We start from the raw sequence: 11502 nt of genomic DNA on the forward strand, positions 1-11502 counted from the left end.
TTTCGGCGGCACCATCGGCGGGCTCGGGCCCGAGATCGACTGAGTTGCGGCGATCGGTGGCGTGTTCGGTGGGCTCGGGACTGCGGTCTGTGGGCCGGTGGGCAGCGTCGGTCCGGCTGGGCTGGGGCGATCGCGGTGCGGGGTGGCGCATGGAGCGGGCGGTGTGGCCGCCGAGGGAGTCGCCGGAGGTTTCGGCGTTGTGGGCGTGGGCGAGGTGGTGGAGGGCGAACGCGGAGTCCGTGCCGTTGCGCAGGCCCATGAGGTCTTCGGCTTGGTTGACGGCTTTTTTGGCGAGCGCGAGGCCGAAGCGGGGCATCTCGGCGATCTGCCCGGCGAGTGAGAGGGCCTCGGATTCCAGGGAGTCGCGGGGGACGACGCGGTTCACCATGCCCCACGTCAGCGCCTGGCCGGCGGAGAAGCGCGCGCCGGTGAAGAGGACTTCCTTGGCGGCGCGCGGGCCCAGCACCCAGGGGTGGGCGAAGTACTCGACGCCGGGAATTCCCATGCGTACCACGGGGTCGGCGAAGAAGGCGTCGTCGGAGGCGACGATGAGGTCGCACGTCCAGGCGAGCATGAGGGCGCCGGCGATGCAGGCGCCCTGAACGGCGGCGATGGTGGGCTTCGGCAGGTCCCGCCAGCGGCGGCACATGCCGAGGTAGACCTCCGATTCGCGCGCGAAGCGCCGGTCGGCGCCGGGGGCGTCGACGTGGTCCCACCAGGTGACGGCGCGGCGGGGGAACGACACGTCGGCGTCACGGCGGGGGGAGCCGATGTCGTGGCCCGCGGAGAAGTGGTTGCCCGCGCCGGCCAGGACGATGACCTTCACCTTGGCGTCCTCGACGGCGCGGGTGAAGGCATCGTCGAGGGCGTAAGTCATCGCGGAGTTCTGGGCGTTGCGGTACTCCGGCCGGTTCATGGTCACGACGGCGGTCGGCCCGCGGCGCTCGTAGAGGACTTCAGGCATCGGTGTTCTCCCCGGGTGCGGTGGTCCGGCCGGCTGACGGTGACGAGGACGATGGGGTTGCGGCGTTCGTGCACGACTCGTCCTCGGCGGGGCCGGGCGTCGAGGTCTCGCGGAGGAGGCGTTTGAGGACTTTGCCCGAAGGGTTGCGTGGCAGCGCGCGGACGAACTCGACTGAGCGCGGCACCTTGTAGTTGGCCAGATTCTCCTTGCAGTACGCCAGGACAGCCTCGGCGGACAACGCGGCGCCGGAGTGGGGGACGACGTAGGCGCGGCCCACTTCGCCCAGGCGGGGGTCGGGGCGGCCGACCACGGCGGAGTCGGCGATGGCGGGGTGGGCGGCGAGCACCTGCTCGACTTCGGCGGGGTAGACGTTGAAGCCGCCGCTGACGTAGATGTCCTTGAGGCGGTCGGTGATGCGGAGGTTGCCGTCGGGGGACAGGAAGCCCACGTCGCCGGTGTGAAGCCAGCCGGCGGGGTCGATGGCGGACGCGGTGGCGGCCGGGTCGTCGAGGTAGCCGAGCATGACGTTGGGGCCGCGGAGAAGGATCTCGTCGTGGTCGCCGAGGCGGATTTCGAAGCCGGCGGTGGGGCGGCCGGAGAAGCGGGAGATGACGTCCAGCGAATCCGCCGGCCGGCTCATGGTGGCGACGACGGCTTCGGTCAGGCCGTAGGCCGTCAGCACCGTGTCGAAGCCCAGGTCGGAATGCATGCGGGAGACCAAGGCAGCGGGGACGGTGGCCGCGCCGGTGACGGCCAGGCGCAAGGTGGAGAGGTCCAGGCGGGCGCGGTCCGGGGCGTCGAGCAGCATCCGGTAGACGGTCGGGGCGCCGGGCAGCACGGTGATGCGTTCCTGCTCGATCAGCTGCAACGTCGAGGAAGCGTCGAAGACGCGTTGCGGGACGATCGTGGCACCCGTCAGGACACAGGCCAGAATGCCGGCCTTGTAACCGAAACTGTGGAAGAACGGGTTCACCACCAGGTAGCGATCCCGCGCGGACAACGAGGCGCACGACGCCCACGCGTCGGCCACACCGAGGGCCTGGCGATGTGCGCTCATCGCGCCCTTGCTGCGGCCGGTGGTGCCGGAGGTGAAGAGGATGTCGCTGACGTCGTCCGGGGTCACCGCCACCGAACCGCACGTGCCATCCACATCGGACCATTCGACGACGCCCGGGACCGGAGGCTCGGCGAGCTCGACCGGCACGCGCACCACCAGCGGCGGCAGGGAGTCCAGCGCGGCCAGCCGTGAAGTGCCGAGGAACCGGCCCGTGATCACCAGGCCCGAGACCCGGGCCCGGGAAAGAACGTCGAGGGTTTCCCGGGCGGTGAACCGGGTGCTCACCGGAACGAGTGTCGCGCCCGCGTAGAGGATGCCCAGGCCGGCCACGACCCAGTGCCATGTGTTGGGGGAGCACACCGCGACCCGATCACCGGGGCCCACGCCGCGGGAACGCAGGAAGCCCGCGAAGGTCCGCACGCGCTCGCGCAGGGCGGCCCACGTCAGCAGGACGTCGCCGTCGGCCACGGCTTCGCCCGTGGGGTCCCGCTCCGCGGCCGCGTCGAGCGCTGCGGGAACCGTCAGCGTCATCGCAGACCTCCCTAGCAAGTGCTTGGTAGGGTAACCTACGGACGAGCCCCGAGGCCAGAGAGGAGAACGCGGTGGACGAGTTCCGGACGCGGATCCGCACCTGGCTGGCCGAGCACCTCGACCCCGCGCTGAAGGGCCTCGGCGGGCCCGGCCGCGAGCACGAAGCGTTCGACGAACGCCGGGCCTGGGAACGGAAACTCGGTGCCGCCGGGTGGAACGGGCTGGGCTGGCCCGTGGAGCACGGCGGCCGCGGCGCGACGATCGAGCAGCAGGTCGCCTTCCACGAGGAGTACGCCCGCGCCGACGCGCCCGCGCGGGTGAGCCACCTCGGACAGGAGCTGCTGGGGCCGACGCTCATCGAGTTCGGCACCGAAGCCCAGCAACGCCGGTTCCTGCCGAAGATCCTCTCGGTCGACGAGCTGTGGTGCCAGGGCTACTCCGAACCCGGCGCCGGGTCCGACCTCGCCTCGGTCGCCACGAAAGCCCGGCTCCAGGACGACGAGTGGGTGATCACCGGCCAAAAAGTCTGGACTTCACTCGCCCAGGTCGCCGACTGGTGCTTCGCGCTCGTCCGCACCGAGCCGGACAGCAAGCGCCACCACGGGTTGTCCTTCCTGCTCGTCCCGATGCGCCAGGACGGCGTGGAAGTCCGGCCGATCCGCCAGCTTACCGGCACTGCCGAGTTCAACGAGGTCTTCTTCACCGAAGCCCGCACCGCGAAGGACCTCGTGGTCGGCGCGCCCGGCGACGGCTGGCGGGTCGCGATGGGTCTGCTCGGGTTCGAACGCGATGTCGCCACGCTCGGCCAGCAGGCCGGGTTCCGCCGGGAGCTGGAGGCGATCACCGAACTCGCCGAAACGTCCGGTGCGGCAAGGGATCCCCACGTCGCCGAGGCCATCGCGCGGGCCTGGGTGGGGCTCGAGGTCATGCACGCGCACGCCCTCCGAGCACCCGGTGGACCGGGCGCCGCCTCTGTCGCGAAGCTGGTCTGGGCCGGCTGGCACCGCAAGCTGGGCGAGCTGGCGATGCTCGTGCGCGGCGCCGCGGGCCTGGTCGCGACCGAAGACCGCTGGCAACGGCTGTTCCTCTTCTCCCGCGCCGACACGATCTACGGCGGCTCCGACGAGATCCAGCGCACCGTGATCGCCGAGCGCGTGCTCGGCCTGCCCCGGGAGGCCCGCCCGTGATCACCGTCCCGGAGTACCCGAGCGGCAACAACCTGCTCAAGGACAAGGTCGTGGTGATCACCGCCGCGGCCGGCACCGGCATCGGCTCCGCCGCGGCGAAACGCTGCCTCGAAGAAGGCGCGAACGTCCTCATCAGCGACCGCCACGAACGCCGCCTCAAGGAGACCGCGGCCGACCTCGGCGTCCCCGGCGTGCCCTGCGACGTCACCCGCGAAGAAGACGTGCAGCACCTCGTCGACGCGGCCGTCGAGCACTTCGGCCGCCTCGACGTGCTCGTCAACAACGCCGGCCTCGGCGGCACGTGCTCCCTGCTCGACATGTCCGACGACGAGTGGTCGCGCGTGCTCGACGTGACGCTCACCGGCACGTTTCGCGCCACCCGCGCCGCCCTGCGCCGGTTCGCGGTCCAGAAAACCGGCGGCGCCATCGTCAACAACGCCTCGGTGCTCGGCTGGCGCGCGCAGGAAGGCCAGGCCCACTACGCCGCCGCCAAAGCCGGCGTGATGGCCCTGACGCGGTGCGCCGCCGTGGACGCCGCGCCGTACGACGTGCGCGTGAACGCCGTCGCGCCCAGCCTCGCGATGCACGCCAACCTGGCGAAGGTGACCAGCGACGAGCTGCTCGCCGAGCTCACCGCGCGTGAGGTCTCGGGGAGGGCGGCGCAGCCGTGGGAGGTGGCGAATGTGATGGTGTTCCTCGCCAGTGAGTACGCCTCGTACCTCACCGGCGAGGTGGTGTCGGTCAGTGCCCAGCACGCGTGAGGTGGAACCAGTGAAGAACGCCCCCGGATCCCGGCGAGCCGAGCTGCTCGCGCTCGCCGCGAAGCTGTTCGCGGAGCGCGGGTACGTGTCCACCACGGTCCGCGACATCGCCGACGCCGCGGGCATCCTGTCGGGCAGCCTCTACCACCACTTCGACTCGAAGGAGTCGATGGCCGACGAGATCCTCTCCGGCTTCCTCGACGAGCTGTTCGGGGCCTACGCCGAGATCGTCGCGGAGCGCAAAGGCCCGCGCGAGACGCTGGAAGCCGTGGTCGTCGCGTCGTTCGACTCGATCCACCGCCGTCCCGCCGAGGTCGCGATCTACCAGAACGAAGCCCAGCACCTCATGCAGCTGCCGCGCTTCGCCTACCTCAACGACCGCAACGCCGAGTTCCGCAAGCTCTGGAACGGCATCCTCACCGCCGGTGTCGAGGCCGGCGTCTTCCGCCCCGACCTCGACGTGGAGCTCGTCTACCGCTTCATCCGCGACACGGTCTGGGTCGCCGTGCGCTGGTACAACCCCGAAGGCGCGCTGAGCGCCCACGACGTCGCCGACCAGTACCTCGGCATCCTGCTCGACGGCATCGCGAAACGGAAGCGCCGTGGCTGAGGCCTACGTGCTCGACGCCGTGCGCACGCCCGTCGGCCGGCGCGGCGGCGCGCTCGCCGCGGTGCACCCGGCCGACCTCGGCGCACACGTGATCAACGCGGTCGTCGAGCGCACCGGCGTGGACCCGGCGCTGGTCGACGACGTGATCCTCGGCTGCGTCGACACGCTCGGGCCGCAGGCCGGCAATCTCGCGCGCACCGCGTGGCTCGCCGCCGGCTTCCCGGACCACGTGCCGGGCGTGACCGTCGACCGCCAGTGCGGTTCAAGCCAGCAGGCCGTGCACTTCGCCGCGCAGGCGGTGCTCAGCGGCACGGCCGATCTCGTGCTCGCGGGCGGGGTGCAGAACATGTCGGCCGTGCCGATCGGGTCCGCGATGCTCGCCGGGCGCGAGCTGGGGTTTCCCGACCCGTTCTCGGGCTCGAAAGGCTGGCAGGAGCGCTACGGCGCCGAGGAGGTCTCGCAGTTCCGCAGCGCCGACCTCATCGCGCGGCACTGGGACCTCTCGCGCGCGCAGCTGGAGGAGTTCGCGCTGCGCAGCCACGAACGCGCGGCCGCCGCCATCGACGAAGGGCGCTTCGACGCCGAACTCGTGGCGTACGGCGACTTCCGCGTGGACGAAGGTCCCCGTCGCGACACCAGCCTCGCGAAGATGGCCGCGCTGAAGCCGCTCTCCGACGGTTCCCGCATCACCGCAGCCGTCGCCAGCCAGCTGTCCGACGGCGCCAGCGCGACGCTGCTGGCCTCGGCGGAGTTCGTCGCCGAGCACAAGCTCAAGCCCAGAGCACGCATCCACCACCTGTCGGTCCGCGCCGCGGATCCGGTGTGGATGCTCACCGGCCCGATCCCGGCGACCGCGCACGCGCTGCGCAAGACCGGCCTGACGATCCGGGACATCGACCTGTTCGAGGTCAACGAGGCGTTCGCCAGCGTCGTGCTCGCGTGGCTCGACGAGACCGGCGCCGACCCGGACCGCGTGAACGTCAATGGCGGCGCCATCGCGCTCGGCCACCCGATCGGCGCGTCGGGCACGAAGCTGTTCGCCACCCTCCTGCACGAGCTCGAACGCCGAGACGCGCGATTCGGCCTGCAGACGATGTGCGAAGGCGGCGGCACCGCCAACGTCACCATCGTCGAACGGCTCTGAAGGGCCGGCCACCACACCGCCCAGCCGCAGGGACGGTGTGGTGACCGGCGGGAGGAGGCGGCCGCCGCGCGCGGCCACCCCCGGCTCTCACCGCGCGTAGTCCTGGACGGTGCCGAGCTCGTCGGCGAACTCCGCGTAGAACTCCTGGGTGTCGAACCGCTCGTCGGTGTCGAACTGCTCGTCCTCGGACCACGCATCGACCGGCGCAGGTGCCACCGGGGTGTAGTCCGGCACGGGCAGCCGCCGGTCGAGCTCGGCCGTCCAGTCGAGCATCGCGCGCGGCTTGTCCCACGCCGTGATGCCCACGAGCCGGCCCGCGTGGATGAACCCGGTGATGCCGTCGGCGAGCGACACGGTGTCCTCGCCCAGCGACGGCATGCCCGCCATCTGCAGCCGCACGTCGTACAGCGTCGACCACGCCCGCGGCAGCGGCGCGAACGGCATGGCCGCCGACCGGCCCGCGATCAGGTTCTCCGCGGCCGCGCGCGCCGACTCCACGGCGTTGATCCAGTGCTCCACGCGACGCGGCACCTCGTCGAAGCGCAGGTTGGGCCAGCGTGCGAGGTCACCCGCCACCACCACGTCGTCGGCGCCCTCGGCGAACAGCGTCGGCTCGCACAGCACGCCGTCCTCGACGTCGAGGCCCGAGCCACGCAGGTAGTCGACCGCCGGGACGCTGCCGATCGCGAGTACCACGCAGCTCGCCACGAGCAGCTTGTTGTTCGTCAGGTGCAGCCCGACGGTGTCGTCGGTGCTGATCCAGTGGCGCACCTCCGAGCCCATCGCGAGCTTCGTCCGGTGTTCCTTGTGCAGCTTCACCACCGCGTCGGAGATCCGGCTGCCGAAGCGGTGCAGCGGCGCCTTGGCGTGGCCGACGAGCGTGACGTCGCGGCCGAGGTGGCGCATGCTCGCGGCGAACTCGTTGCCGATCAGGCCGCCGCCGATCACCACGGCCGGCTTGTTGCTCGCGTGCAGGCAGTGCCGCACGGCCAGCGCGTCGTCGATCGTGCGCAGCACCCGCACGCGCGGGTCGTGGCGCGGCGAGCCGGGCAGGTGCCGCGGCACCACGCCGGTGGCCAGTACGAGCCCGTCGTACCAAAGTGCCTCACCACCGGGCAGGTGCACGACGCGCTCAACGGTGTCGAGGTGCGTCGCGCGGGTGCCGAGCCGCCAGTGGACGTCGAGGTCGCCGTAGGCCCGCAGCGTGGTGTCGGGCGGCCGGGCCGCTCCCATCACGAGCTGCTTCGAGATCATCGGCCGGTGGTACGGGCGGCGGGCCTCGTCGCCCACCACCACGATCTCGCCGTCGAAACCGAGCTCACGCAGCCGTTCCGCCGCACGCAGGCCGGCGACACCTGCGCCGACGATGACGATCCGGTCGCCGTCAGCCATCGAGTTCCCCTCTCAGCACGACCGCTTGCATCGGGCACACCCGGGCCGCGGCGATCGCTTGGGTCATGTCTTCGGGTTCGAGCAGGCGCTTGCGGAAGCGCAGGCGCCCGTCCCGGCCCAGGTCGAAGAGGCCGGGGGCCTCCATCGCACAGATTCCGTAGAGCTCGCACCGGTCGTTGTCGACACTCACGCGCGGCCCGCTGCCGGGAAGTTTCACGCCACCTGCTCCTCGACGAGCCCGATGCGCTCGAGCGTCCGCGGCGGCAGGAACCGCAGCAGCGCCAGGGTGACCGGAGGGACCAGCAGCGTGATGCCGACGAGCCACAGCGTCGCGAGGTGACCGTTGGCGATCGCGCCGAAGAACGCGTGCAACGCGGTCAGCGCGACGGCCGGGTAGGCCAGCCGGTGCAGCCACAGCCAGCGCCGGTACGACGTCCAGCGCTGCACGCACGTGGTGAGCGCGATGGCCAGCATCAGCTCCAGTCCCACGATGCCGAACGTGTGCCGCGCGAGCGTGCCCGGCATGAACGGGACCGTGATGTAGGCCAGCGAGAACGGGTTCACCGTGAGGTAGAGGAACCCCAGCGCGTGGAGGCAGCCGAACGCGAGCGTGAGCGTCGCCAGCGTCAGGTGGCCGCTGCGCAGGGCCTTGCGGCCGGTGACCGAGCGCACCCAGCCGGTGGCCGTGAGGACGCCCCAGCACAACGTGAGGCACATGAACGCGTACGACAGCCTCGCAGAGAGCGCCGCGATGCCGCGTGCGGCCGGATCGGTGGACTGCTGTGCGAGGGTCGTCACCGCCTCGTGGACGGTGTCAACCATGGGTTTCTCCTGAGTTCGGGCGGAGCCGGCCGCCGCGCAGGCGGCCCGACTTGACGTAACGGACCCCGAGCAGCGTCGCGCCGCCGACCAGCAGGATCACCAGCGCGCCGGTGAGCACGTCGCCGGTCTGCAGGTCGAGGGCGGCGCCCGCGGGCGCCGCGGAACTGGCCACGTTGGCCTGTGGCAGCGCGGTGAAGTCCACGAAACCGGTGCTCTCCAGCAGCGTCATGTGCCGCAGCACGGCCTGGTTCGCGACGGTCGCGTACGCGCGGATCTCGGGGTTGCGCGTACCGGCGCGGACCTGCGCGATGACGGAGAACACCTGGCCGTGGGCCGCGCGCAGCCGGTTGGCGAAGATGCGGTCGAAGTCCTGCGGGGTGGGAGCGTTCTGCAGTTCGTTGAGCCAGCCCATCTGCTCGGCCGACGGCTCGGCGGGCAGTGCGACGTGGAGCTTCGCGGCGAGCTGGCGCGTCATCACGTCGAGCCGGCCGTGGTCGACCATGATCGCGGCGCCGACTTCCCGCACCTTCGGGCTCGCGCCGCGGGTTTCGGCCCACGTCCCGGCGGGCATCTCCCACAGACCGGCCTGGCGCACCTTCACGAGCAGCAGCTGGTCGCCGGCGTCGACGCCGGTCTGGGCGGACGCGGGGGGCGGCTGCAGCAGCACGGTGGCGGCGAGCACCACGAAAACGATGCGAAGGAACCTTCGGGCGAGCTCAGATCCGGAACGCATCGGTCCGCCAGGTATCGGTGGTGGTCTCGATCTTGCGGCCATCGGGCGACAGCGGGAACCACGCGCGGTCGGCGCCCTGCCCGGAGGTCTGACCCGGCATTTCGTCGCCGGTGAAGCGGTAGAGCGGCCAGCCGGCGAGGGTGACCTGATCCGTGCCGTCGGGACGCGTGACGCTTCCCACAAGGTCACGGTCGATGCCGGTGAGCTTCACGTCACCACTCGCGCGCACGGGCAGCCACTTCTGCGCGCAGTCGTCGGTGCAGCGGGACCGTGACGGCTTGGCGCTGTCGCGGTCGTAGCGGTAGACGGCGAAACCGCTTCCGTCCACGACGACCGGACCGAGGTCGAACGCGCGCGCGGCACGCAAGGCGGCTTTCGCCGGGTCGGTCTGGTCGGCGGGCATCTCCATCGGCATGGTCATCGAGCCCGCTGCGCTCGAAGAATAGCCACCGGGAGCGGTTCCGGACTGACATGCGGTCAATACTGTGAATGCGGCCAGGCACACAGCGGGCGGTGCCGCTGTGCGGAACAAGCGGTTCACGGCTTCCTCCAGGGGGCGGAACTGCGCACCGTCGCGGGGGAACGACGGGAAAAGGGCGCAGTTGATCCACTGTGGACAGTAAGCCCAGGGTGAATGCGGCGCGTCGCGGGGGAACGACGCTTTGTCGGGGGTCTTCGACGGTGGATACGGACACGGGTTCGACACGGTTCAAAAAACTTTCGTGACCAAAGCCCGTGAATTTGGTACTGGACGAAATGGTGTCGTTGCCACAAAGATGTCCCGCGTGGGACGGCACAATCGAACGCTGAGCCCGACGGACGATCATGAAACCGAAACCCCCGGAGTTCATGACGACCTGGCCAAAGCGTTGTACCAAGAGTTCGGCGGAGCCTTGATGGGCTTCGCGCTGCGCCTGACCGGCCACGACCGGCAGTGGGCGGAGGACGTGGTGCAGGAGACGTTGATCAAGGCGTGGCGCAATGCCGACAAGCTCGACCGGAGGCCGGCGATGCTGCGCGCGTGGCTGTTCACCGTCGCTCGGCGCATCGTCATCGACGGCTGGCGCAGCCGCAGTGTCCGTCCGCAGGAGCTCGAGGAGATCGAGTCCGACGCCGTGTTCGTGTCCGACGAGTCGGACAAGACCGTGGCGGCCATGATCCTCTACGAGGCGCTGCAAGGGCTTTCGCCCGAGCACCGGGAGGCCGTGCAGCAGACGTACCTGGCCGACCGGACCGTGAACGAGGTCGCCGCCACTCTGGGGGTGCCGCCCGGCACCGTCAAATCGCGAATCCACCATGCCGTCCGCGCCCTGCGGAAGGCCATGCGCGAGCGGGGGTGAGCTGACGGTGGCCGGGTCCCCGCACACCGACCTCGCCGCGTATGTGCTCGGCGTGCTCAGTGAAGCCGACAACACGCGGTTCGAGGAACACCTGCTCGACTGCCCGCACTGCCAGCTCGACCTCGTCGAGCTGCACCAGCTGCCCGACGTGCTCGACCTGGTGAAGAAGAACTGGCCGGAGCCACCGGTACCGGTCACGCCGGGGCGCACGCTGGCGCCCGGCCCGCGCGTGCTGCGGGCGCTGATGGCCGAGGCGACGGTGAAGCGCAAGCGGCGCCGGCGCCTCGGGCTCGTCGCCGCGGCGGCCGCGGCCGCGCTCGTGGTGGCGGGTCCGCTCGTGACGCTCGCGGTGCGCCCCGCCGACGCCGCCGGTCCCTCCGTGAGCCTGGCCGCGCCGACGTCGGTTCCGCCGGCGCCGTCCTCCTCGCTGTCCGCGCCCGGTGGTGGCACGTCGTCGGGTCAGGGCGCTTCGGCCGTGACCGCGCGGGTGACCGTGACCCCGCGCGAGTGGGGCAGCTCCGTGGACCTCGAGCTGAGCGGGGTCGTGGGACCGACGAACTGCCAGCTGCTCGCCATCTCCTCGGCCGGCGACATCCGCACGGTCACGGGCTGGTCCGTGCCCGCGAAGGGCTACGGGATCCCGGGCTCGCCCGATCCGCTGCACGTGACGGGCGGCACGTCGATGTCCGCCGACGAGATCACGCGGTTCGAGGTCCGGGCCGACGACGGCACGCTGCTCGTGGTCGTCGACCGCTGACTCTCCCCGCCGGGGAAATGCTCTGTCCTTTGTGGAACTACTGGGCGGACCTGCCGATCACGTGCGGATAACGCGGCAATTTCTTTTTGAACCACTTCGCCTCCCCGTCCGTATTCCCCAGTGCCGGCACCGGATTCCCCCGCATCCGTGCTGCCGAGCGTCTCGACTCCAAGTAGTTCACACCCGGGCCGCGGCCGTAGTTCG

The 11502-nt window shown here is 71.0% G+C and carries 12 protein-coding genes and 1 pseudogene; 6 read left to right on the plus strand and 7 right to left on the minus strand.

Annotated elements, in window-relative coordinates:
• Positions 1 to 145 precede the first annotated feature (145 nt).
• Together AB0K15_RS08325 and AB0K15_RS08330 are read right to left on the minus strand one after the other, a co-directional pair.
• Positions 146 to 964 (minus strand): annotated as a pseudogene (locus AB0K15_RS08325) (enoyl-CoA hydratase); the annotation flags it as partial.
• Entirely contained in the window at positions 957 to 2552 is a 1596-nt protein-coding gene (locus AB0K15_RS08330) for a FadD3 family acyl-CoA ligase (RefSeq protein ID WP_364047140.1), read from the minus strand. The gene AB0K15_RS08330 and the pseudogene AB0K15_RS08325, both read right to left, overlap by 8 nt.
• Before the next feature lie 71 nt (positions 2553 to 2623).
• On the opposite strand from AB0K15_RS08330, the gene AB0K15_RS08335 reads away from it, so the two are divergent.
• The 4 genes from AB0K15_RS08335 to AB0K15_RS08350 are packed head-to-tail and all read left to right on the plus strand — an operon-like array spanning position 2624 to position 6254.
• Complete coding sequence (locus AB0K15_RS08335; RefSeq protein WP_364047143.1) at positions 2624 to 3739, plus strand: acyl-CoA dehydrogenase family protein; 1116 nt, start codon at positions 2624 to 2626, stop codon at positions 3737 to 3739.
• A complete protein-coding gene (locus tag AB0K15_RS08340; RefSeq protein WP_364047146.1) occupies positions 3736 to 4500 on the plus strand; it encodes an SDR family oxidoreductase in 765 nt (254 codons plus the stop codon). The genes AB0K15_RS08335 and AB0K15_RS08340 overlap by 4 nt, the downstream gene beginning before the upstream one ends.
• A 10-nt stretch (positions 4501 to 4510) precedes the next feature.
• Complete coding sequence (locus tag AB0K15_RS08345; RefSeq protein ID WP_364047149.1) at positions 4511 to 5110, plus strand: TetR/AcrR family transcriptional regulator; 600 nt, start codon at positions 4511 to 4513, stop codon at positions 5108 to 5110.
• Positions 5103 to 6254: an acetyl-CoA C-acetyltransferase gene (locus AB0K15_RS08350; RefSeq protein ID WP_364047152.1), complete on the plus strand. Its 1152-nt coding sequence runs from the start codon at positions 5103 to 5105 to the stop codon at positions 6252 to 6254. The genes AB0K15_RS08345 and AB0K15_RS08350 overlap by 8 nt, the downstream gene beginning before the upstream one ends.
• A gap of 87 nt (positions 6255 to 6341) precedes the next feature.
• On the opposite strand, the gene AB0K15_RS08355 is transcribed toward AB0K15_RS08350, so the two are convergent.
• From AB0K15_RS08355 to AB0K15_RS08375, 5 genes are read right to left on the minus strand one after another with little or no spacing between them, the layout of a single operon-like run.
• Positions 6342 to 7646, minus strand: a complete 1305-nt coding sequence (locus AB0K15_RS08355; RefSeq protein ID WP_364047155.1) for an NAD(P)/FAD-dependent oxidoreductase — start codon at positions 7644 to 7646, stop codon at positions 6342 to 6344.
• The gene (locus tag AB0K15_RS08360) at positions 7639 to 7863 is read right to left on the minus strand and encodes a ferredoxin (protein WP_220238256.1); all 225 of its coding nucleotides are present in this window, start codon (positions 7861 to 7863) and stop codon (positions 7639 to 7641) included. The genes AB0K15_RS08355 and AB0K15_RS08360 overlap by 8 nt, the downstream gene beginning before the upstream one ends.
• Complete coding sequence (locus AB0K15_RS08365) at positions 7860 to 8468, minus strand: ferric reductase-like transmembrane domain-containing protein (protein ID WP_360596967.1); 609 nt, start codon at positions 8466 to 8468, stop codon at positions 7860 to 7862. The genes AB0K15_RS08360 and AB0K15_RS08365 overlap by 4 nt, the downstream gene beginning before the upstream one ends.
• Positions 8461 to 9153, minus strand: coding sequence for a DUF4142 domain-containing protein (locus AB0K15_RS08370; protein ID WP_364047159.1), 693 nt, complete (start codon positions 9151 to 9153; stop codon positions 8461 to 8463). Before AB0K15_RS08370 ends, AB0K15_RS08365 begins: the two co-directional genes overlap by 8 nt.
• A gap of 31 nt (positions 9154 to 9184) precedes the next feature.
• Positions 9185 to 9622: a hypothetical protein gene (locus tag AB0K15_RS08375; protein WP_364047162.1), complete on the minus strand. Its 438-nt coding sequence runs from the start codon at positions 9620 to 9622 to the stop codon at positions 9185 to 9187.
• A 301-nt stretch (positions 9623 to 9923) separates the two neighbouring features.
• Here AB0K15_RS08375 and AB0K15_RS08380 point away from each other — a divergent pair, with 301 nt between their 5' ends.
• Both AB0K15_RS08380 and AB0K15_RS08385 read left to right on the plus strand, forming a co-directional pair.
• Complete coding sequence (locus AB0K15_RS08380; protein ID WP_364047165.1) at positions 9924 to 10541, plus strand: sigma-70 family RNA polymerase sigma factor; 618 nt, start codon at positions 9924 to 9926, stop codon at positions 10539 to 10541.
• Positions 10542 to 10548: 7 nt separating this feature from the next.
• Complete coding sequence (locus tag AB0K15_RS08385) at positions 10549 to 11298, plus strand: zf-HC2 domain-containing protein (protein ID WP_364047167.1); 750 nt, start codon at positions 10549 to 10551, stop codon at positions 11296 to 11298.
• The last annotated feature ends 204 nt before the right edge of the window (positions 11299 to 11502 follow it).

It is taken from the genome of Amycolatopsis sp. NPDC049253 (assembly GCF_040678995.1).
Classification (GTDB): domain Bacteria; phylum Actinomycetota; class Actinomycetes; order Mycobacteriales; family Pseudonocardiaceae; genus Amycolatopsis.

Bases quoted from the DNA above. Each gene is read 5' to 3' on its own strand.
- AB0K15_RS08375 (WP_364047162.1), bottom strand. From the start codon at position 9,622: ATGACCATGCCGATGGAGATGCCCGCCGACCAGACCGACCCGGCGAAA.
- AB0K15_RS08365 (WP_360596967.1), bottom strand. From the start codon at position 8,468: ATGGTTGACACCGTCCACGAGGCGGTGACGACCCTCGCACAGCAGTCC.
- AB0K15_RS08355 (WP_364047155.1), bottom strand. From the start codon at position 7,646: ATGGCTGACGGCGACCGGATCGTCATCGTCGGCGCAGGTGTCGCCGGC.
- AB0K15_RS08330 (WP_364047140.1), bottom strand. From the start codon at position 2,552: ATGACGCTGACGGTTCCCGCAGCGCTCGACGCGGCCGCGGAGCGGGAC.